The sequence below is a fragment of the Saccharopolyspora dendranthemae genome (genome assembly GCF_007829955.1).
GTDB classification, from domain to species: domain Bacteria; phylum Actinomycetota; class Actinomycetes; order Mycobacteriales; family Pseudonocardiaceae; genus Saccharopolyspora; species Saccharopolyspora dendranthemae.
Map to the genome: position 1 here is coordinate 329,925 of NZ_VIWX01000006.1, position 20,472 is coordinate 350,396.

The 20,472-nt window shown below is 69.6% G+C and carries 19 protein-coding genes; 4 read left to right on the forward strand and 15 right to left on the reverse strand.

All coding sequences use genetic code 11. From position 1 onward, the window contains the following. Nucleotides 1–61: 61 nt before the first annotated feature. A complete protein-coding gene (locus FHU35_RS25985) occupies nt 62–1,192 on the reverse strand; it encodes a GuaB3 family IMP dehydrogenase-related protein (protein WP_145744398.1) in 1,131 nt (376 codons plus the stop codon). 309 nt (nt 1,193–1,501) lie between these two features. Then, nucleotides 1,502–3,013 (reverse strand): IMP dehydrogenase, encoded by a 1,512-nt coding sequence (gene guaB, locus FHU35_RS25990; protein WP_145744400.1) that lies wholly within the window; start codon nt 3,011–3,013, stop codon nt 1,502–1,504. Between the two features lie 288 nt (nt 3,014–3,301). Between guaB and FHU35_RS25995 the strand changes: the two genes are divergently transcribed. Continuing rightward, nucleotides 3,302–3,673, forward strand: a complete 372-nt coding sequence (locus FHU35_RS25995) for a DUF5319 domain-containing protein (protein ID WP_132682682.1) — start codon at nt 3,302–3,304, stop codon at nt 3,671–3,673. 240 nt (nt 3,674–3,913) lie between these two features. On the opposite strand, the gene FHU35_RS26000 is transcribed toward FHU35_RS25995, so the two are convergent. The 4 genes from FHU35_RS26000 to FHU35_RS26015 all read right to left on the reverse strand — a co-directional run bounded on the left by FHU35_RS26000 (nt 3,914) and on the right by FHU35_RS26015 (nt 8,080). Beyond that, complete coding sequence (locus FHU35_RS26000) at nt 3,914–4,984, reverse strand: anti-sigma-D factor RsdA (protein ID WP_145744402.1); 1,071 nt, start codon at nt 4,982–4,984, stop codon at nt 3,914–3,916. Beyond that, nucleotides 4,985–5,557, reverse strand: a complete 573-nt coding sequence (locus FHU35_RS26005; protein WP_145744404.1) for a sigma-70 family RNA polymerase sigma factor — start codon at nt 5,555–5,557, stop codon at nt 4,985–4,987. 496 nt (nt 5,558–6,053) lie between these two features. After that, nucleotides 6,054–6,650: a response regulator transcription factor gene (locus FHU35_RS26010; protein WP_029536209.1), complete on the reverse strand. Its 597-nt coding sequence runs from the start codon at nt 6,648–6,650 to the stop codon at nt 6,054–6,056. A 296-nt stretch (nt 6,651–6,946) separates the two neighbouring features. After that, entirely contained in the window at nt 6,947–8,080 is a 1,134-nt protein-coding gene (locus FHU35_RS26015) for a MerR family transcriptional regulator (RefSeq protein ID WP_145744406.1), read from the reverse strand. A gap of 199 nt (nt 8,081–8,279) precedes the next feature. Here FHU35_RS26015 and FHU35_RS26020 point away from each other — a divergent pair, with 199 nt between their 5' ends. Next, nucleotides 8,280–8,585, forward strand: a complete 306-nt coding sequence (locus tag FHU35_RS26020) for a WhiB family transcriptional regulator (RefSeq protein ID WP_093414062.1) — start codon at nt 8,280–8,282, stop codon at nt 8,583–8,585. Nucleotides 8,586–8,823: 238 nt separating this feature from the next. Here FHU35_RS26020 and groL read toward each other — a convergent pair whose 3' ends face one another. Both groL and groES read right to left on the reverse strand, forming a co-directional pair. Beyond that, nucleotides 8,824–10,443 (reverse strand): chaperonin GroEL, encoded by a 1,620-nt coding sequence (groL, locus tag FHU35_RS26025; protein WP_145744408.1) that lies wholly within the window; start codon nt 10,441–10,443, stop codon nt 8,824–8,826. 120 nt (nt 10,444–10,563) lie between these two features. Further along, entirely contained in the window at nt 10,564–10,854 is a 291-nt protein-coding gene (gene groES / locus FHU35_RS26030) for a co-chaperone GroES (protein ID WP_145744409.1), read from the reverse strand. Between the two features lie 719 nt (nt 10,855–11,573). Between groES and FHU35_RS26035 the strand changes: the two genes are divergently transcribed. After that, nucleotides 11,574–13,148, forward strand: a complete 1,575-nt coding sequence (locus tag FHU35_RS26035; RefSeq protein WP_145744411.1) for an alkaline phosphatase D family protein — start codon at nt 11,574–11,576, stop codon at nt 13,146–13,148. A gap of 114 nt (nt 13,149–13,262) precedes the next feature. Next, entirely contained in the window at nt 13,263–13,835 is a 573-nt protein-coding gene (locus FHU35_RS26040; protein ID WP_145744413.1) for a SanA/YdcF family protein, read from the forward strand. A 3-nt stretch (nt 13,836–13,838) separates the two neighbouring features. Here the strand turns inward: FHU35_RS26040 and tsaD are convergent, their stop codons facing one another. From tsaD to FHU35_RS26075, 7 genes are all read right to left on the reverse strand, one after another. After that, nucleotides 13,839–14,924 carry a tRNA (adenosine(37)-N6)-threonylcarbamoyltransferase complex transferase subunit TsaD gene (gene tsaD, locus FHU35_RS26045; RefSeq protein WP_145744415.1) on the reverse strand — a complete coding sequence of 362 codons (1,086 nt, stop codon included), beginning with the start codon at nt 14,922–14,924 and terminating at the stop codon, nt 13,839–13,841. Further along, nucleotides 14,921–15,403 carry a ribosomal protein S18-alanine N-acetyltransferase gene (gene rimI / locus FHU35_RS26050; protein WP_145744417.1) on the reverse strand — a complete coding sequence of 161 codons (483 nt, stop codon included), beginning with the start codon at nt 15,401–15,403 and terminating at the stop codon, nt 14,921–14,923. The genes tsaD and rimI overlap by 4 nt, the downstream gene beginning before the upstream one ends. Continuing rightward, nucleotides 15,400–16,038 (reverse strand): tRNA (adenosine(37)-N6)-threonylcarbamoyltransferase complex dimerization subunit type 1 TsaB, encoded by a 639-nt coding sequence (gene tsaB, locus FHU35_RS26055; protein WP_145744419.1) that lies wholly within the window; start codon nt 16,036–16,038, stop codon nt 15,400–15,402. The genes rimI and tsaB overlap by 4 nt, the downstream gene beginning before the upstream one ends. Nucleotides 16,039–16,183: 145 nt before the next feature. Next, entirely contained in the window at nt 16,184–16,783 is a 600-nt protein-coding gene (locus FHU35_RS26060) for a GTP-binding protein (RefSeq protein WP_145744421.1), read from the reverse strand. Further along, entirely contained in the window at nt 16,764–17,135 is a 372-nt protein-coding gene (locus FHU35_RS26065; protein ID WP_145744699.1) for a DUF742 domain-containing protein, read from the reverse strand. The genes FHU35_RS26060 and FHU35_RS26065 overlap by 20 nt, the downstream gene beginning before the upstream one ends. Nucleotides 17,136–17,140: 5 nt before the next feature. After that, on the reverse strand, nt 17,141–17,557 hold the full coding sequence (locus FHU35_RS26070; RefSeq protein WP_145744423.1) for a roadblock/LC7 domain-containing protein: 417 nt from the start codon (nt 17,555–17,557) through the stop codon (nt 17,141–17,143). Then, the gene (locus tag FHU35_RS26075) at nt 17,554–20,289 is read right to left on the reverse strand and encodes a sensor histidine kinase (protein WP_186459618.1); all 2,736 of its coding nucleotides are present in this window, start codon (nt 20,287–20,289) and stop codon (nt 17,554–17,556) included. Before FHU35_RS26075 ends, FHU35_RS26070 begins: the two co-directional genes overlap by 4 nt. Nucleotides 20,290–20,472: the final 183 nt, after the last annotated feature.

Genomic DNA, 20,472 nt, shown 5'->3' on the forward strand with positions numbered 1-20,472 from the left:
CCTGTTCCGGGTGGTGGGAGGGCAGGTTCACCGCTGCCCTCCCGCACCCGGAGGTCGGGCCTCAGCCGCGCAGCATCAGGCCGACCTTCTGGAATTCCTTGAGGTCGCGGTAGCCGGTCTTGGCCATGGCCCGGCGCAGGCCGCCCATGAGGTTCAGCGTCCCGTACGGGTCGCTGCTGGGGCCGAAGAGCAGCGTTTCGAGGTCCGCGTCGGTGCCCGCGAAGCCGACGATCTCGCTGCGCGGCAGGTTCGGGTGCGCGGCGGCGGACGTCCAGTAGTAGCCCTGGGCGGGCGACTCGGTGGATTCGCTCAGCGCCTCGCCCAGCATCACGGCGTCGGCGCCGCAGGCGATGGCCTTGGCCATGTCACCGGAGTAGGACAGCGCGCCGTCGGCGATGACGTGCACGTAGCGGCCGCCGGTCTCGTCGAGGTAGTCGCGGCGGGCCGCGGCCGCGTCGGAGATCGCCGTGGCCATCGGCACGCCGATGCCCAGGACCTGGGTGGTCGTGGCGGCACGGGACTGGCCGAATCCGACGATCACACCGGCCGCGCCGGTGCGCATCAGGTGCATCGCGGTCCGGTAGTCGCCGACCCCACCGGCCACCACCGGCACGTCGAGCTCGTTGATGAAGCGCTTGAGGTTCAGCGGCTCGCCGTCGCGGGCCACGTGCTCGGCGGAGATGATCGTGCCCTGCACGAACAGCATCTCGACGCCCGCGGCCAGCAGGTCCGGCGTCAGCTCCTCGGCGTGCTGCGGGCTGACCCGAGCGGCGACCGTGACCCCGGAGTCCTTGACCTGCTTGAGGGCTTCGGTGAGCAGGTCGAGCCGGATCGGGGCGGCGTGCAGCTCCTGCAGCCGCGCGATCGGCGCCTCCAGGTCGCTGGTCTCCTCGGCGAGGCGGATCACGTCGGCGATCTTGTCCTCGACGTCGCTGTGCCGGGCCCACAGGCCTTCGGCGTTGAGCACGCCCAGCCCGCCGAGCTCGCCCATGCGCACAGCCGACGCGGGCGAGACAACCGCGTCGGTGGGGTGCATGATCGCCGGGATGTCGAAGCGGTAGGCATCGATCTGCCAGGCCAGCGACACGTCCTTGGACGAACGCGTGCGCCGCGAGGGCACGATCTCGACGTCCTCCAAGTCGTAGCCGCGCATGGCCGTCCGGCCCATGCCGATCTCAACCTGATCCCGCACCGTGAGTCCCTCCTAGCGGCGGATGTCCAGCGAGACATTCTCTCCGCAACCACCACACCCCCGCCGCGCGGGTCCCACGATCACGCACCGCACCCGAGAGAACCCGCACCGTCAGGCACGGGCCGAAGGTGCTTTCTCACTGCCCCACCCGAGCAACCGGCACCGCCGCGGGTTCTGACACGTCTTCTGGGGAGGACAGCCGCAGCGCCGCGTATCCGTCAAATACTCAAGTCGCGGATCCCGGCCCCAGAAGGCGTGTCAGGTTCCGCTACCCGCACCGCCACGCACAGGAACACTGAGCCTGAAAGATCACCGAGTCGTGTAGTTAGGAGCTTCGACCGTCATGGTGATGTCGTGGGGGTGCGACTCCTTCAGCCCCGCCGCCGTGATCCGCACGAGCTTCGCGTCCTGCAGCTCCGGGATCGTGGTGGCCCCGGTGTAGCCCATACCGGAGCGGAGACCGCCCACGAGCTGGTCGACGACCTGGGACAGCGGGCCCCGGAACGGCACCCGGCCTTCGATGCCTTCGGGGACCAGCTTGTCCTCGGAGAGCACGTCGTCCTGGAAGTAGCGGTCCTTGGAGTAGGACTTGGCCTGCCCGCGCGTCTGCATCGCGCCGAGCGAACCCATGCCCCGGTAGACCTTGAACTGCTTGCCGTTGACGAGCACCAGGTCGCCGGGCGATTCGGCGGTTCCGGCCAGGAGGCTGCCGAGCATGACGCTGCTGGCACCGGCGGCGATGGCCTTGCCGATGTCACCGGAGTACTGGATGCCGCCGTCGCCGATGATCGGAACACCCGCGGGGGTGCAGGCCATGCTGGCCTCGTAGATCGCGCTGATCTGCGGGACGCCGACGCCGGCGACCACTCGGGTGGTGCAGATCGAGCCCGGTCCGACGCCGACCTTGACGGCGTCCGCGCCCGCGTCCACCAGCGCCTGCGCGCCGGCGCGGGAGGCGACGTTGCCGCCGATGACGTCGACGGAGTTGCCCAGTTCCTTCTTCAGCGTGGAGACGGTGTCCAGCACCGCGCGGGAGTGCCCGTGCGCGGTGTCCACGATCAGCACGTCCACACCGGCGTCGACCAGGGCCATCGCGCGCTCGTGCGAGTCGGCGCCGACACCGACGGCGGCACCGCACAGCAGCCGGCCGTCGGGGTCCTTGGTGGCGCTCGGGTACTGCTCGGTCTTGACGAAGTCCTTGACGGTGATCAGGCCGCGCAGCTTGCCCGCGCCATCAACGATCGGCAGCTTCTCGATCTTGTTCCGGCGCAGCAGGCCGAGCGCGGCGTCGGCGGTGACCCCGACCTGGGCCGTGATCAGCGGCGCGGTGGTCATCACCTCGCGGACCTTGCGCGTGTAGTCGACCTCGAAGCGCATGTCGCGGTTGGTGATGATGCCGACCAGCGTGCCGTCCGGGTCGGTCACCGGGACACCGGAGATCCGGAACCGGGCGCACAGCGCGTCGACCTCGGCGAGGGTGTCCTCCGGCGAACAGGTCACCGGGTCGGTCACCATGCCCGCCTCGGAGCGCTTCACGACCTCGACCTGGGAGGCCTGCTCCTCGACGGACAGGTTGCGCTGCAGGATGCCGACGCCGCCCTGGCGCGCCATCGCGATCGCCATGCGGGCCTCGGTCACGGTGTCCATCGCCGCCGACAGCAGCGGGACCCGCAGGCGGATGTTGCGCGAGAGCTGCGTCGAGGTGTCCACCGAGCTCGGGATGACGTCCGATTCGTCGGGGAGCAGGAGCACGTCATCGAAGGTCAGACCGAGCGTCGCGAACTTCGAGGGGAGGCCGGGTGCGGAGAGTTCGCTGGTCATGGCGAGGGATGTGCCTTCCTTCACGATATGGCCCACAAACCTTCAACGTGCGGCTTGCTGGGATTACCACGGCGATCGCGTCGTGGGAGTCAGCTTGTGCTGATGAGCAACGCGGTGACGGGATACGGGATTCCCCAGATGATAGAGACCACAGGTCAGAACGCGATTGCCCCGTCCCGGCAGAGGTGCCCCAGACCACGGACCGCGTCCGCAGGCGTGTGAAACCAGCCCCGAGAGCCCCGCGCGGGCGATGCGCCCGGTACCGTGCGGGCCGTGCCGCACGATCCGATGCCACCAGACCCGTTCGCGGGTGACCCGGAAGATCCGAGCATGGCACTCGGTGATCACGACGCCGAGGACGGCCCGCCGCTCGGCGACGAGGAGCGCGCCGAGCTGCTCGCCGATCTGACCGATCTGGCCGTCTACCAGGCACTGCTCGAACCGAGGGGCGTGCGGGGCATCGTGGTGGACTGCGCGGACTGCGGCGAGTGCCACTACCACGACTGGGAGTTGCTGCGTTCCAGTCTTTCCCAGCTCCTGCACGACGGTCGCATGCGCCCGCACGAACCGGCCTTCGACCCGGACCCCGGCCAGTACGTCACCTGGGAGTACTGCCGCGGCTACGCGGACGGCATGACGGAGAGCGAAAGCGCTCTCTGATCACGCTCTGCCAAGCTGTTCACGTCAGGCAAGCGCCGAAGGCGCTTTCTCCTCATTCCACGCACGCAACCGGCACCGCCGCGGGTTCTCAGACGTCGTCTGGCGAGGACAGCCGCAGCGCCGCGTATCCGTTCATACTCAAGTCGCGGATCCCGGAGCCAGACGGCGTCTGAGGTTCCGCCACCCGCACCGCTGAGCAGAAGGACCCCTTCTTCAGGGAAAAGGGGTCCTTCGCTGTGATCAGGGTGTTGAGGTTTGCGGTTGGTTGGGGGGCCAGAACCATCCGCCCGACGTGGTCTCCGAACTGCTGGTCTCGCTCGGCGACGTGGTCGGCGAGGTCGGACCGGTGGTGCTCGACGGCGGGGTCGTGCTGTCCGTCGGCGGGATGCCCGGGTCGGGCGGGAGCGGCTGCGACGGGGACGGCTGAGTCGTCGGGGGCAGCGTCGTGGTCGGCGTCGAGGACTGCGAGGACTCGCCGTCGCCCTCACCGATGCGCTTGGTCAGCGACTCGTGCGCGGCCGTGAGCTCGGACAGGCCGTGCTCGGCGTCGACGTGCTCCATCGACTCCTTCGCCGACCGCATCTTCTCCTCGGCATCGGCGTAGTGGCCGTCGTTCACCGCGCTCTCCGCGGTGGCGAGGTCCAACCGAGCCGAAGCCGCTGCCTGCACGGCGGTGGTGTGATCGTTGAAGAACACCTGGGCGACGCCCCACAGCATGTCGCCGGGCTGCGCGTCCCGGGCGGCCACGCCGACACCGGTGAAGGTGATCATCAGAACCGCTGCCGCGGTGGCCACCGGGACGAGGTGCCTGCGCCGCAGGAAGCTGCGCGGCCTGCCGGCCTCGGCGATCGCCGCAACGGCGGTGTCCGTGTCCACCAGGTCACCGATCGGAGCCGAATCGACGTCCTGACGCCAGGCCACCAGCAGTTGTTCCAGGCTGGGGCCGTCGCCGCCCGTTGCGGGCACGTCGGGATTCGTCCCGCCCAGCGCGTCGAGGAGGACGTCGTCCTCTTGCAACGCGGCCAGGTCGATCGGTTCGTCGCTGAAGTCGTCGAGATCACCGAGCTCCTCGTCCGCGTCTCCGCGCGGGCGGAAGGTCAGCACCTCGGCACCGGCCTCTTCGCGGGAGTCCTCGGGCTCGTCCGAGCCGGAGTCCCGGTGGTTGTCGCTCAGTTCCGTTCCTTCGCCTGCGGATCCCTCAAGGGGAGCCGAGTCCCGCTCGTCAGCATGGGTCGAACGGTCCTGCTCCACGGCGGATTCCTCGGCGGGGTCGCCTCCCAGCTCCCCTCCGGGCCCTTTCCGCTCAGCCATTCAGACCACCTCCTCCGCGGACAGCGTCTTCCGCAACCGGGCTAGTGCGCGATGTTGTGCCACGCGCACAGCACCCGGTGTCGAGCCGACCGCTTCGGCGGTTTCCTCTGCCGACAGCCCGACTACCACCCGGAGCAGCAAGATCTCCCGCTGCTTGGCCGGAAGGATTTGGAGCAACTGCGCCATCCTGCCCGAGAGCTCACCCTGCATCGCCCGCTGCTCTGGACCGGCGTCGGACTCCGGGGTGTCCGGCATGTCCGCGACCGGTTCAGAACGGTTGCGAGCTGACGCACGGTGGGCATCAGCCACCTTGTGCGCGGCGATGCCGTACACGAACGCCAAGAAGGGACGACCCTGGTCCTTGTAAGTGGGCAGCGCGGTGAGTACCGCCAGGCACACTTCCTGGGCAACGTCGTCCGCCGAAGCGAACGACCTCTCGTTTCGTCCGACCCTGGCGCGGCAGTACCGCACCACCAAAGGACGGATTTCAGCCAGCAAGCGCTCTATCGACTGACGATCGCCGTCGACGGCGGCGCTTACAAGAGCGTCCAGCCCGTCCCCCACATTGGTCATCGCAGACAGCAGCCCTGGTGTTACGCGTTCAAGCGATTCGGATTTGCCCGGCGAGTTTCGCGTGCACCGCACGCTGCGCCGTGGTCACCGTACCGGGCAGGAGGCGTTCGCAGAACAGGGACCGGGGATCGGGGGCCGTCGTCGTCACACATCCACATCTACCAGAAGCTGGGGTCGGTGACGTTTGCCGAGGCCACCGACATCTTTGTGGTGCATGGGAAGGGGTTCGGAGACGATCTTCACAACGTCTGCCGAAGGTGCGCGGCGGCGGCGACGGCCGAGTGGAGAGGGTTCTCGCCGCCGGCACCTGGAAGCCCGGCCGATCGGAGGTGGCTATGGCCCACATCACGAAACTCCGCGGTTCGCCGCGAAACACGGCGAGTGCGGCGCGATGCGAGCCACAGCCACTTCCGAAGCGTCAGCTCACCGGAAGGCACTCTCGTCGGACGGCCACCGGCGTCCCCCAACTCCGTACCGGTGGCGTCTGATCATCGACTCAAGCGACGAGGCCGCGGCGGAACCCGTGCGCCACCGCTTGAGCGCGGTCGCGGACGCCGAGCTTGCGGAACAGCCGGCGAGCGTGGGTTTTGACCGTGTCCTCGGAGAGGTAGAGCTCGCGGCCGATCTGGCCGTTGCTCTTGCCCTGACTCATGCCGCGCAGCACCTGGAGCTCGCGCTCCGTGAGCTGCACGCCGGGGTCGGACGGTTGGCGGGGTGCGGGCACCGAGGTGCTGGCCAGCGTGTGGGCCAACGCCGCGACGAGCTCGGGCCGGGAGGCGTCCCAGCGGAGGTAACCGCGGGCACCACCGGCGATGGCCGCGGCGATGCTCGCCGCGTCGTCGGGGGCACCGAAGACGATCACATTCGCTTGGGGGTGCGCGGAAACGAGCCGGCGCGTGGCCTCGACACCGTTGGGCACGGCGCGCTGGGTTCCCACCAGCACGACGTCCACGGCCTGCCGCGAGAAACGGGCCAACAGCTCGTCGCCATGCGCGACGCAATCGATCCGGCTCACTCCGGGGACAGCTGACATCACACGAGTGAGCCCTTCCCGGACGCTACGTCGGTCATCGCAGATCAAGACCGTCGTCACGGGAACTCCTTCCTGCAGGCGAGTGACGTTCCACAACACCTATCGGACGCATGCGGCGAAACCTTGACACGATCCGGTGCTTAATCCGTCCAGAGTTCGTGTGGCTGACACTCGCGGGGGACGTTCACCGGAACGGAGCAAGCGCTTCCCGTCACCCCTTGAATGATCTCGTCCACGCGCCATACCTGCGATGTTCACCCGATCGCTGAGAATGTGACGATCACTTCGCCCGTCCGAACGAACATCGTCTCCGGCCCCGCAAATGGTTCTGTGATTTGGGTCACACCGGGCTCAACTCAGCCCAGCACGGTCTCGGAGACGCGCGAAACGGCGGCCTCCAACGACCCGAGCAGCTCCACGTGCCCGGGCAGCGCTTCGGGCGACCAGCCCGCTCCCGCGACGAACGCGCGAGCCCGCTGGCGGGTGATCGGGATGTCGTCGAGGACCCGCGGAGCCGCGTAGTGCGGCTGATCCGCCCACAGGACGACGGCGGAGGGCGCGGAGCGCTTCACGGCGGCGGCCAGCCCCTCGCGCGGCAGCGCGGCCCCGAACAGCCGGTGCCCCACCCGGTTCGCGGCCAGCGCCGCGGCCAGTGCCACCAGCTCCAGCTCCTGGACCTCGCCGGGGACGGGAGCGAGCACCACCGGTCGCGGGTTCTCCGGCTTCGGGGCCCGCGCGATCACCGAGCGCAGAGCGGTCGAGGCGCAGTCGTTGAGCAGCTGCAGGACCTCGACGCCGCTCCCGGAGCGCTGCCTGCGCTCGCCCACCGCGCGCAGCACCGGCAGCAACATCTCCTGCCAGGTGCGGACGACGCCGTCGCCGTCCATCGACTCGATCAGCAGCTGCTGCACCGACCACGAGTCCAGCGACAGCGCGGCCCGGCCCAGACCGCGGACGCGCGGGCCGGCCCCGGAGAGCTTGAGCCCGCCGCCGCCGGTGCCGGCCCCGGCCAACGCGAGTTGTTCGTCATCGCCGTCCAGAACGCCGGACAGCAGCAGCGGCCCCTCGGGCGCCCCAGCGCCCGACCCCTCCGGCGAGGAGCCGTCCACGGCGCGCTGCGGGGGCGGCGCGGTGACCGTGCGGGCGTAGCGGGCGGCCTCCATCGGCGAAGCGCCGCGCAGCAGCGCCCGCTGCATCTGCTCCAAGCGGGCCACGTCGTCCGGCCCGTAGCGCCGGTGCCTGCCGCTGGTGTGATCGCTGGGACCGAGCCCGTAGCGGCGGTCCCAGGTTCGCAACGTGGCCGGTGCGACGCCGAGCCTGCGAGCGACCGCGGCGACGCTGAGCCTCGGCTCGTCGTCCAGAGCGATCCCCTCCGGCCCGTGCGCTGACATCTCCGGCGTGACCTCAGTCTCACCCGCGGCCGCGTCGCCGAGCGGGTCCGAGGTGTCCACCCCGGAAATTGGTTCAGGCCGCGTCGTCACGCGGGACATATTCCGGTTCTCGCCCGCTGAGGGCAAGCCGGTCGGACTTCGATCACCCCATTTCCAAGGATCACACCAATGATGAACAGCTTTTGGCGCGAAAGGGGTTGAACAAGTTTTGACTCGGTTCTACGGTCGGATCATGCGAGGCTGCGGCGGTCCCGTCGCAGCAAGGGAGGGGATCCACCGGTGGGAGGTGGTTGTCGCAATGGCAGACACTCGACGTCTTCCAGGACCGAACGCTGATATCTGGGATTGGCAGATACGGGGCTCGTGCAGGGGGATGGACAGCGCGTACTTCTTTCATCCAGACGGAGAGCGAGGTCCGGCGCGAGCCAGGCGTGAGGCGAAGGCGAAGGAGGTGTGCCAGCACTGCCCTGTGCTAGCCCAGTGCAGAACGCACGCACTGGCGGTTCAGGAGCCGTACGGCATCTGGGGAGGCCTGTCCGAGTCCGAACGCGAAGTGATCATCAAGGCGCGCAAGCGCCAGCAGCTGGCCGTCGCAGCCAGCTGACTCGAATCCCATGACCCGGTGGTGGGGGAAAGCACCGCGGGTCAGGTGGGCCGGGATCGAATGACACGAGGGGCGTCATTCGCTTCCGGCGAGGACGAGGAAAGAGATCGGGGCGGTACCCAGGCTTGGGTACCGCCCCGATCTTCGTGCCGCTCGAGCGGCGAAGCCGACCTCTCCCCGACCGACGCGCTAGCGGCGCCGGGCGGGGAGAGGTTCAGCTCTTCAGTTCTTCAGCAGGTCAGTGACCGTGGCCGTGGCCGTGTCCGTGGCCCGCGTCCTCGGTCTCCTCCGGCTGGTCCACGACGGCACTCTCGGTGGTGAGCACCATGCGGGCGATGGAGGCCGCGTTGGCGACCGCGGAGCGGGTCACCTTCAGCGGGTCGACGATGCCGGCCTGCACCAGGTCGCCGTACTGGCCGGAGGCGGCGTCGTAGCCGGAACCCCACTCCAGGTCGCGGACCTTGGACACCACGACGGCGCCCTCCTGCCCGGCGTTGGCGGCGATCCAGTACAGCGGAGCGTCCAGGGCGCGGCGGACCAGCTGCACGCCGGTCGCCTCGTCACCGGTGAGCCCGAGGTTGCCCTCGAGCGACTTGGCGGCGTGGATCAGCGCGGACCCACCACCGGGCACGCTGCCCTCCTCCGCGGCTGCCTTGGCGGCCGCGACGGCGTCCTCGATCCGGGACTTGCGCTCCTTGAGCTCGGTCTCGGTGGCCGCGCCGACCTTGATCACCGCGACGCCGCCGGCCAGCTTGGCCAGCCGCTCCTGCAGCTTCTCGCGGTCCCAGTCGGAGTCGGTCGCCTCGATCTCCTTGCGGAGCTGGGAGGCGCGCTCCTTGACGTCGTCGGCGGAGCCGTGGCCGTCGACCAGCGTGGTCTCGTCCTTGGTGACGGTGACCCGGCGAGCCGAGCCCAGCACCTCGGGGCCGACCTCGGACAGCTTCAGGCCGACCTCGGGGGCGATGACCTCAGCGCCGGTGACGATGGCCAGGTCGTCCATGAAGGCCTTGCGGCGGTCGCCGAAGAACGGCGCCTTGACCGCGACGACCTTGAGGGTCTTGCGCACGGCGTTGACGGCCAGGGTCGACAGCGCCTCGCCCTCGACGTCCTCGGCCACGATCAGCAGCGGCTTGCCGGCCTCGACGACCTTCTCCAGCAGCGGGAGCAGCTCCTGGATGTTGGAGATCTTCTCCCGGTGCAGCAGGATCTGCACGTCCTCCAGGACGGCTTCCTGACGCTCGGCGTCGGTGACGAAGTGCGGGGAGACGAAGCCCTTGTCGAACTGGACGCCCTCGGTGAGGTCGAGCTCGGTGGCCAGCGTCGAGGACTCCTCGATGCTGATCACGCCGTCCTCGCCGACCTTCTCCATGGCCTCGCCGACCAGGTCGCCGATGGTCTCGTCGCGCGAGGAGACGGTGGCGATCTGGGCGATGTTGTCGCGGCCCTTGACCGGGGTCGCCTTGGCCTTCAGCGCCTCGACCACGGCGTCCGCGGCCAGCGTGACGCCCTTGTTCAGCGCCGCCGGGTTCGCGCCCGCAGCCAGGTTGCGCAGGCCCTCGCTGACCAGCGACTGAGCCAGCACGGTGGCGGTGGTGGTTCCGTCACCGGCGACGTCGTTGGTCTTGGTCGCGACGCTCTTGGCGAGCTGCGCGCCCAGGTTCTCGAAGGCGTCCTCGAGCTCGATCTCGCGAGCGATGGTGACGCCGTCGTTGGTGATCTGCGGTCCGCCGAACTGCTTGTCCAGCACGACGTGCCGGCCACGCGGCCCGAGCGTGACCTTCACCGCGTCGGCGAGCTGGTTGACGCCGCTTTCCAGCGCACGGCGCGCCTGCTCGTCGAAGGTGATCTGCTTAGCCATGTTTGCTACAGCCCTTCAGAAGAGTGCCTGATCCTCGACATGCAACCGCCCCGGCGGTCCCGCGGTCGGGACCGCCGGGGCGGTTGTGCCCACGCTCGGTGGGCGCACGATGATCTGGCGTCAGTTGACGACGGCCAGCACGTCGCGGGCGGAGAGGATCAGGTACTCCTCGCCGTTGTACTTGACCTCGGTTCCGCCGTACTTCGAGTAGATGACGACGTCGCCTTCATTCACATCCACGGGGATGCGGTTGCCCTTGTCGTCGATGCGACCCGGACCGACGGCCAAGACCTTGCCCTCCTGGGGCTTCTCCTTGGCGGTGTCCGGGATCACGATGCCGGACGCAGTCGTCGTCTCGGCTTCGCTCGCCTGGACGACGATCTTGTCCTCTAGCGGCTTGATGCTCGCCACGGTGTGACCTCCACCTTCTGGGGCCTTCGAAGCGTTGGCTGGGAATGACGGCTCCGTTGCTCCCCGTCGTCGCGGGTGCCGGGGCGCGGTGGCGCCGTGCTGCTGGCACTCTACCTAGGAGAGTGCCAACGCTCAACAACCACCCGTCCACCGGAGTGCCGGAACGCGACTCGCTGCATTCAACGGCAACGCCGAGGTCGCTCGAAGGGCGGGGTTCATTGAACCCGAGCGGAGCTCCGCGCAACCGCCGATCGGAGTCGATTCACCCAACGGGTCGACCGCATCACTGAAAGTGGTGGCACTCGGTGTCGATCACCGCACCGCGGCCCACCTGCGACGTCGTCACCTCCGCTGTGCGCAGTGTGATCATCCCTGGTAGATCGGCATGCGGGGAATCTCACCAATGGCCCCAGGAGGTTCACACCAGCGGTGTTCGGTGTCCTAGGTTGCACGGCATGCCAGCCCGATCCAAGCCCGCGAACCGGCCGTGGGAACGACGTCCCCGACCCGCTCGCCCGCCTGGGCCGTCCGGTCCCCCGACCCGATCCGGCTGGCGTCCGAAGTAGCGGACGCCTCCGTCGAGACCAGGCCGCGATGGTGCGGCCGCCTGATTTTGCCGAGAATTCACCAAATCCTTCAGGTATCTGGGTAGTTTCCGCCCTCCACGGACGACACCGTCGATCTGCGGATGCGTCCGCAGGAGACCTGGAGGGCTTGAGATGTCCGATTCCCACGTTCCGTTACCCGGCCGGTTCACCCGGCGCGCCGTGCTGCTGGGCGGCGCCGCTGCCCTCGGCGCGACCGCGCTGGGTGGATCAGCCGTGGCCAACGCGCTGGCGATGCCCGGCGCAGGCCTCCGCAAGCTGGCCGACCCCTTCACCCTCGGCGTCGCCTCGGGCGACCCGCTGCCGGACGGCGTGGTGCTCTGGACCCGCCTGGCCACCGACCCCTCCAACGACGACGGCCTGGGCGGCATGCCCGACAAGGTCGTCCCGGTGCAGTGGGAGGTCGCCACGGACGAGAAGTTCAGCGACGTCGTGCAGTCCGGCGAAGCGCAGGCCGCACCTGATCTGGGGCACAGCGTCCACGTCGAGCTCGAAGGGCTCCGGCCCGGCGCCGAGTACTTCTACCGCTTCAAGGCGCAGGACGCGATCTCCCCGGTCGGCCGGACCCGCACCGCACCCGCGGCCGGCTCGCTCAGCGAGCTGACCATGTGCTTCGCCTCGTGCGCGCACTACGGCACGGGCTACTTCACCGCCTACAAGCGGATGGCCGAGGACGAACCGCACCTGATCCTGCACCTCGGCGACTACCAGTACGAGTACGCAGCGGCCGACGACGACGTCCGGAAGGTCCTCGGACCGGAAACCCGCACGCTGGCCAACTACCGGCAGCGGCACGCGCAGTACAAGACCGACCCCGACCTGCAGCTCGCGCACGCGACGGCGCCGTGGGTCGTGGTCTGGGACGACCACGAGACCGAGAACAACTGGGCGGACGAGACCCCGGAGAAGCCCGACGACGACTTCCTCGACCGGCGCAAGGCGGCGTTCCAGGCGTACTACGAGAACATGCCGCTGCGGTCGGGATCCAAGCCCGACGGGATCGACCTGCAGCTCTACCGGCGGCTCTCGTGGGGCTCGCTGGTGAACTTCCACATGCTCGACACCCGGCAGTACCGCAGCAACCAGGTGTGCGGCGACGGCGTGCAGTCCGGCTGCGACGACCGCGAGGACCCGAAGCGCTCGCTGACCGGTGCCGAGCAGGAGCAGTGGATCATCGACGGCTTCAACAACACCTCCGCGCGCTGGGACGTGCTCGGCCAGCAGGTGGTCTTCTCCAAGCTGGACCTGACTCCGGGTTCGGAGGAGGGCTACAACATGGACGCCTGGGACGGCTACGTCGCCAACCGCGACCGCATCGCCGACGCCATGGCCGACAGCAAGGTCCGCAACGGCGTCGTGCTGACCGGTGACGTCCACCGGCACTGGGCCGCGGAGATCAAGCGCACCCACGACGACCCCGACTCGCGCGCGGTCGGGACCGAGCTGGTCACCACGTCGGTCACCAGCGGTGGCGACGGCAGCGACGACACCAACGACGACGTCCTGTCGGAGAACCCGCACGTGAAGTTCTACGCCGACCGCAGGGGCTACGTGCGGACGAAGTTCACCGGCACGCAGCTGACGGCCGACTACCGGGTCCTGTCGAAGGTGTCCGAAAAGGACGCCGCCGCCTCGACCGCGAAGTCCTTCGTCATCGAGGACGGCAACCCCGCCCTCAACCCCGCCTGAGCCGGACCCCGCCGGAGAACCGCAGGAATCGCAGGTGCGATTCCTGCGGTTTCGCGCGTGCCGGAACGCGGTCGTCGTGTGCGGCCGGGTGAGGGGCAGTGGCAGACTGGCGGCGTGCGTGTGGTGTGGGTGTTCCTCGGCGTGCTGGCCGGATTCCTGGTGATCCCGTTGTTGTGGGCGCAAGGGCGCAGCGCCGGGCGGGTTCGGGGTGTCGAGGACGTTCCCGCGAACGACGTCGCCCTCGTGCTGGGAGCCGGGGTCCGCTGGGACGGAGCCCCGAGCCGGATCCTGCAGGGCCGGTTGGACGTCGCCCGGGACCTGTTCCGGGCGGGCAAGGTCCGGCGGATCATCGTCAGCGGGTCGCCCGAGTCCCGGGGGCACAGCGAGCCCGTGACGATGGCGAACTACCTGCTCTCGCAGGACATTCCGCAGGAGTCGCTGGTGCTGGACGAGTCCGGTGTGGACACCTACTCGTCCTGCCGGAGGGCCGCCGAGGAGCACGGCTCCCTGACCGTGGTGACCACGCGGTTCCACCTGCGCCGGTCGATCGCTCTGGCCCGGCGGCTCGGGATCGACGCCTACGGCGTCGGGCACGACGCGGCGGCGGAAGGCCTGCGGCGGGTCAACGCGCGGGCCACCCGCCGCGAGCACCTCGCGACCATCAAGGCCTTCTGGTTGCCGCGCTGATCGTCACCGCACGACGATGGCGTGCACCGGCAGCCCCGGGTTCGCCGGCATGTCCAGCGGCGACGGCTTGGCACCGGCGTGCAGCACGTGGGCTCCGAGCGCGGCGATCATCGCGCCGTCGTCGGTGCACAGCCGCGGACGCGGCACGCGCAGCGTGATCCCCGCGGCGGCGCAGCGCTCGCGCGCGAGCTCCGACAACCGAGAATTCGCCGCCACACCACCGGAGATCACCAGCGTGTCGAGGTCGTGGTCCTGCGCGGCGCGCACCGCCTTGGCGGTGAGCACGTCGGCGACGGCCTCCTGGAACGAAGCGCACACGTCCGGCACCGAGATCTCCCGGCCCGCGCGCTGCTCGGTCTCGACCCAGCGGGCGACGGCGGTCTTGAGGCCGGAGAAGGAGAAGTCGTACTTGGCGTCGCGCGGGCCGGTGAGACCCCTCGGGAACGCGATGGCCTTCGGGTTGCCGAGCTTGGCCTGCGCGTCGATCGGCGGGCCGCCCGGGTAGGGCAGGTCGAGGAGGCGGGCCACCTTGTCGTAGGCCTCGCCCGCGGCGTCGTCGATGGTGCTGCCGACCTCGGTGATCTTCTCGCCGACGCCTTCCACCAGCAGCAGCTGGCTGTGCCCGCCGGAAACCAGCAGCGCCAGGCAGCGTTCCGGCAGCGCGCCGTGCTCCAGGGTGTCCACGGCGACGTGCCCGCCCAGGTGGTTGACGCCGAACAGCGGCACGTCCAGCGCGGTCGCGTAGGCCTTGGCGGAGGCGACGCCGACCATCAGCGCACCGGCCAGACCCGGCCCCGCGGTGACCGCGATGGCGTCCACATCGGACAGAGCGAGCCCTGATTCGTCCAGCGCGCGGCGCATCGTCGGAGCCATCGCGGTCAGGTGCGCGCGGCTGGCGATCTCGGGAACGACACCGCCGAACCGAGCGTGCTCGTCCACGCTGGACGCCACGGCGTCGGCCAGCAGCTCGACACCGCCGTCAGCGGAGAGCCGGACCAGTCCGACACCCGTTTCGTCGCAGGAACTCTCGATCCCCAGGACGATCCGGTCGCTCGGAGCCTGAGAACCGGGAGCAACAGTGCCGCTCATGACGCCTCCTTCGGCGCTTCACGTCGCATGGTGTGGGCATCGGCCCCGGAAGGCTGGTAGTAGCGCGGGCGGAGTCCGACGATCTCGAAGCCGTGGTCGCGGTACATCGCGATGGCCGGTTCGTTGTCGGTGCGCACCTCCAGGAAGGTCGTCGCCCGGCGCTCGTCGGCACGGGTCAGCAGCGCGCGCAGCAGCGCCTTGCCCGCCCCGCGCCCCTGGTGGTCGGGGTCGACGCCGATGGTGTGCACCTCGGCCTCCACGTGCGGCGGGCGGCCGTTGACCGCCAGTCCCGCGTAGCCGATCAACCGCTCGCCCAGGTAGGCGCCGACGTAGTGGTGGCCCTGGTCCAGCTCGGAGGAGAACGCCGACTGCGACCACGGGTCGTCGTCGGCGAACAGCACCTGCTCCAGCTGCGCGCAGCGGCGCAGGTCGACCCGTCGCAGCTTGAGGATCTCGACCTCGGTGCTCGGCTCGCTCACCTGGTGAGCACCGACTTCCGCTTCCCGGGCTCCTCCGCGTCCGGCCGCCGCAGGTAGAGCGGGACCAGCGGCCCGGGCTCGGCGTCGAGGTCGGCGGCGGAGACCAGGCCGGCGGGCGTGGGGAACCGCGGTTCGACCGCGTCGAGGCCGACGGCGTCGGCGAGCTCGCCCGCGGCGACCCGGTACCCGTCCACGGGCACGTCGGCGGGGCGGGCCACGTGCGGACCGTCGACGCGGGTCGCGCCGTCGTAGGCGGCCCAGTAGGCCTCCTTGCGGCGCGCGTCGGTGGCGACCAGCAGCGGTCCGCTCACCCCGGCAGCGGCGGCGATGGCGTCGAGGCCGCAGACCGGGTGCACGGCCACGTCGCAGGCCTGCCCGAGGGCGGCGGCGGTGGCCAGGCCGACTCGCAGACCGGTGAACGGACCCGGCCCGATGCCGGCGACGATCGCCTCGACGTCGGCGAAGCCTCGACCGGCTTCCTCCATGACGTCGACCAGGTGCGGCATCAGCAGTTCGCCGTGGGCGCGCGGGTTGATCGTGACGCGCTCGGCGAGAACCCGCGGGCGGTCGTCGTCGAAGGCGACCAGCCCTGCCGTGACCGCAGGCGTCGAGGTGTCCAGCGCAATGACGAGCACAGCTATCCAGCGTACGTCAGCGCTGGTCACGGGCGGTCGTCGGGTCCGAGGCGGACCGGCGGCCCGGGAGGTGGTCCCGGGACCGGACCCCGGATGCGCGGCGGCCCCCGGACTCATGCCGGGGGCCTGCCGCACGGGGGGCGGATCAGCGCATCGCGTGCTGCTGCTTGGCGCGGGTGACGGCCATGACGTGCTCCATCAAGGTCGTCAGCAACTGCTTGTTGGAGTCCCGCTGCCGCGCGTCGCACAGCATGATCGGCACGTTCTCGTCGATGTCCAGCGCGCGCCGGACCTCTTCGGGATCGTAGATCTGGGTTCCGTTGAAGCAGTTCACGCCGATGATGAACGGCAGCCCGCGACCCTCGAAGTAGTCGATCGCCGCGAAGCAGGTGTCCAGCCGCCGGGTGTCGGCCAGCACGATCGCCCCGAGCGCCCCGTTGGCCAGTTCGTTCCACATGAACCAGAAGCGCTCCTGGCCCGGCGTTCCGAACAGGTAGAGGATCAGGTCGGAGCTGATCGTGATGCGGCCGAAGTCGAAGGCCACCGTGGTGGTGGTCTTGCGCTCAACACCGGTCAGGTCGTCGACCCCGGTGCTGGCCTCGGTCAGCGTCTCCTCGGTCCGCAGCGGCACGATCTCGCTGACCGACCCCACCAGGGTCGTCTTGCCGACACCGAAACCACCCGCGATGAGGATCTTCGCCGCGACCGCGTTGAGGCTGGCTTGTTCAGAGTTTGCGGATTCCATCCAGCACCTTCTGCATCATGTCGAGACTCGGCCCGGCCGTCGGCGACGAATCCGGTCCGAAGACCACGTAGTCCCGCTCGATCAAGTCACTGATCAGAATCTTCACCACGCCCAGCGGAAGATCGGCCCGCGCAGCGACCTCGGCGACCGAGACCGGATATCCGCACGCCGACAGAACGCGCTGGTAGTTGGGTGAAAGCGCACGCGCGTTCGGCGGCAACGGCTGGCGCGCCACGACGAGCGTGATGAGGTCGAGCTCGTAGCTCGTGGCCCGCGTACGCCCCTTGGTCAGGGCGTACGGCCGCACCACCGGTCCCGCGTCCTCGTCGAACCATCCTCGCCCGCCGGACATCGCGCTCACACATCAACGGGGGAACCGGCGGCACGGGGGGCCGAGCTCAGGTAGTTGCCGACGCGGGTGACCATGCGGTTCGCCTCGAAGGCGATCATCCCGAGATCGGCGTCCGCCGCGGCGATCAGCGCGAGGCAGGCGCCTTCGCTGGCCGCGGTGACCATCAAGAAGCAGTTCGCCATCTCCACGACGGTCTGGTAGACCTCGCCGCCGTCGAACTGCAGCGCCGCGCCCTTCGACAGGCTCTGGAAGCCGGAGGCCACCGCAGCCAGGTGCTCCGCGTCGGCCTGGCCCAGCTGCGGGGTCTTGCCCAGCAGCAGACCGTCGGAGGACAGCAACGCGGCCTTGTCCGCGCCGGCCAGCCGCTGCACGAGATCGTTGAGCAGCCAGTCAACTTCCTTGCTATAAGCCTTCAGCGTCATGCCTCGTTTCCTCCTGGCCGCGCAGCCTCGTCGTTCCCGTCGTTGATGCGCGCTCGCTTGGTGCCTGTCTGGAAGGCGTTCATGCTGTTGCGGAACCGGTCGGGCGTCCGCGGCGGGCCGCTGCTGGGAGCGGGCTGCTGCGGTGCGGCCTCGGGCTTCTGACCCTGGTCGATCTGCGCGCGCAGCGGTGCCGCGAGGTTGGCCTTCTGGCCCCGCCTGCGCTGCGGGAGCGGCGGTTTGTCCGCCGAACCGTTGGCCGACGCGCTCACCGAAACTCCCGCAGTGGTACCGCTCTTCGGCGGACCAGAGCCGTTGGTTCCGTTCACGACGCCCTCCGCCGGGTGGATTTCACCAGACGCGTTGGGCATGTTCGACGACAGGCCCGGCATGTTCGCCGGGGCCTCGGGCGTGATCCGCCGTCCCGTCCCCGGACGCTGCTGCTCGGGACGCTGTTCTGGACGCTGCTCGTTGACCCGGGGAGCGGGCTGACGCGGCGGTTCCGGCGGACGCTGCTGCGGCGCCGGACGGCGCTGCTCTGCCGGGCGCGGCTGCTGCGCGCTGATCTCGCCGGTCGACGGGCCGGATCCGTTCACCCCGGGGTGGGTCCAGCGCTGGGTCGCGCTGTCCTGGCTGACCGGGTTGTGCGGTGTGATCGGGCTGTCCGGCCCGATCGGGTCCGGCGCGACGTCGGGGTCGAGCCGGCCCTCCATCCAGCGCTTGCGCGGGATCTTCGGCCGGGTCTCGGGCTCGGCGGCCGGAACGGCGGCCTGCGGTCCGCTCTGCTCGACGCGGTCCTGGCGCTCCGTCTGCGGGCCGCGCTCGGCGACGATGTGGTTCGGGATCAGGGCCACCGCGCGGATCCCGCCGTAGGCGGAGTCGCGCAGGGTGACCTTGATGCCGTGCCTGCCTGCCAGCTGAGCGACCACGAACAGACCCATCCGGGCCTCTTCGGTCAGCGCCATCACCGAGAAGTCGGGCGGGCTGGAGAGCAACTGGTTGAGCTCTTCGAGCTTCTCCGGCTCCAGACCGATTCCCTGGTCCTCGATCTCGACGATGATGCCCTTGCCGACCACGTTTCCGCGCACCTCGACGTGCGACTCCGGCGGCGAGAACGACGTCGCGTTGTCCACCAGCTCGGCGAGCAGGTGGACGAGGTCGGCGACCGCGCGGCCCTGCACCGAGATCTCGGGCAGCTGCTGGATCTCGACCCGCGCGTAGAGCTCGGTCTCGGCGACGGCGCCCTGCACGACGTCGTGCAGCAGGACGGGGTTTCGCCACTGCCTGCCAGGACGCTGACCACCGAGGATGATCAGGTTCTCGGCGTTGCGGCGGGACTGGGTCGCCAGGTGGTCGAGCTGGAACAGCAGCTCCAGCTGGTCCGGGTCCTCCAGCTTGCGCTCGGCCTTGTCCAGCACCTGCAGCTGGCGGTGGACCATGACCTGGCTCCGGTGCGCGATGTTGAGGAACACCGAGCGGACGCCCAGCCGAGTCTCGGACTCGGCGACGGTCGCGCGGATGGCGGTGCGCTGCGCCTCGTTGAAGGCGTTGGCGACCTCACCGATCTCGTCGTTGCCGAAGCGCAGCCAGGAGACCTCGCGCTCGACGTCGACCTGCTTCCCGTTGCGCAGTCGCGCCACGACCGACGGCATCTCCTGCTCGGCCAGCGCCAGCGTCTGGCTGCGCAGCTTGTTCAGGCGTCGCACCAGCAGGTTCGACAGCCGCAGCGCGATCAGGAAGACGATCAGGACGACGAGCACGATGATCGCGCCGGTGATCCCCGAGGTCAGCAGCGTCTCGCCGGCGACGACGCCACCGAGCTGCAACGCGTACTGGTAGTGCGAGCTCGACAGCGCGTTGAGCTCACCCGCGAGGTCGTGGGTGGAGTCGATCCAGTCGGTCGTGCTGACGGGGACCTTGATGACCTGCCCGGCCGCGGCCTGACCACCGGCGACCTCCATCGCGTCCTGGACCGCGTCGACTCGGGTCCACGACGAGCCCTTCTGCAGGTCCTTGTAGGTCTGCTGCTCGACCGGCGTCATGCGCGGGGTCAGCGAGTTCAGGTTGTCGTGGAAGGCGCCGATCTGGTGCGCGTACTCGTGGTACTGCGCCGGGGTCATGCCGACCGACGTGCGCCCCAGAGCGAGCGCGTGACCGCGGGCCATGGCGTCGGCGGCGTCCATGAGGTCGGCGGACACCGAGCTCTCGTAGGAGACCTGGGCGTCCGGCGCGTACCGGACGTAGGTCCGCAGGCTCATGTTGTAGGCGTCGAAGAGCCCGTTGTAGAACTTGTAGACGGCGTCCATCTCGCCCGGCCCGCCGTCGACCTGCTTGCGGACCTCCTTGACGGCGGCCAGCTGCGAGCGGAACTCGTCGAAGTTGCCGCGCGCGTCAGTGGGCACGGAATCGGCGAACTCCTCGGCGACGCCGTCCATCTCGACCAGCGAGGCGTCGAACTTCTTCCGGATCTCGTCGAGGTTGCGGCGCTCGTTGCGGTTGCTGAGGTAGACCAGGGAGAGCTGGCGCTCGTCCTGCAGGTTCGCGACGAAGCGGGCCGAGGGGTCCTTGGCGTCGGCGAGTCTGCCGACGTAGTTCTGCACGCCAAGGCCCTGGAAAATCAGGTATCCGGACAAGCCCACGCCGACGAGCAGGGCCGCGACACTCGGGACGAGTGCGATGGCCAGCAGTCGCCGCTGGATCGTGCCGGAGGCGAAGAGGCGTTTCAGCGTTGACATGGACCTCGTCTCAAACCTTCTCCGTTGGTTGGCCGCAGCGGGAAGAACCGGCGCCGACCCGGTGCGCCTCGAAACGGCCGGGCCTGCGGGCACGCTGAGAAATTCAGGGCGCATCGACCCATCAGATGACGACGCAGCCTAGGACTGCGCTCATCCATGGTCAACGCGCTTTCGGGAGCTATC

What these genes read in the sequence shown, in the direction of transcription:
- guaB (WP_145744400.1), bottom strand. Translation starts at nt 3,013, where the DNA reads ATGACCAGCGAACTCTCCGCACCCGGCCTCCCCTCGAAGTTCGCGACG.
- FHU35_RS26035 (WP_145744411.1), top strand. Translation starts at nt 11,574, where the DNA reads ATGTCCGATTCCCACGTTCCGTTACCCGGCCGGTTCACCCGGCGCGCC.
- FHU35_RS26020 (WP_093414062.1), top strand. Translation starts at nt 8,280, where the DNA reads ATGGCAGACACTCGACGTCTTCCAGGACCGAACGCTGATATCTGGGAT.
- FHU35_RS26060 (WP_145744421.1), bottom strand. Translation starts at nt 16,783, where the DNA reads ATGGAATCCGCAAACTCTGAACAAGCCAGCCTCAACGCGGTCGCGGCG.
- FHU35_RS26005 (WP_145744404.1), bottom strand. Translation starts at nt 5,557, where the DNA reads ATGACCAATGTGGGGGACGGGCTGGACGCTCTTGTAAGCGCCGCCGTC.
- FHU35_RS26075 (WP_186459618.1), bottom strand. Translation starts at nt 20,289, where the DNA reads ATGTCAACGCTGAAACGCCTCTTCGCCTCCGGCACGATCCAGCGGCGA.
- FHU35_RS26000 (WP_145744402.1), bottom strand. Translation starts at nt 4,984, where the DNA reads ATGGCTGAGCGGAAAGGGCCCGGAGGGGAGCTGGGAGGCGACCCCGCC.
- FHU35_RS26065 (WP_145744699.1), bottom strand. Translation starts at nt 17,135, where the DNA reads ATGTCCGGCGGGCGAGGATGGTTCGACGAGGACGCGGGACCGGTGGTG.
- groL (WP_145744408.1), bottom strand. Translation starts at nt 10,443, where the DNA reads ATGGCTAAGCAGATCACCTTCGACGAGCAGGCGCGCCGTGCGCTGGAA.
- FHU35_RS26070 (WP_145744423.1), bottom strand. Translation starts at nt 17,557, where the DNA reads ATGACGCTGAAGGCTTATAGCAAGGAAGTTGACTGGCTGCTCAACGAT.
- FHU35_RS26015 (WP_145744406.1), bottom strand. Translation starts at nt 8,080, where the DNA reads ATGTCCCGCGTGACGACGCGGCCTGAACCAATTTCCGGGGTGGACACC.
- tsaD (WP_145744415.1), bottom strand. Translation starts at nt 14,924, where the DNA reads ATGAGCGGCACTGTTGCTCCCGGTTCTCAGGCTCCGAGCGACCGGATC.
- FHU35_RS25995 (WP_132682682.1), top strand. Translation starts at nt 3,302, where the DNA reads ATGCCACCAGACCCGTTCGCGGGTGACCCGGAAGATCCGAGCATGGCA.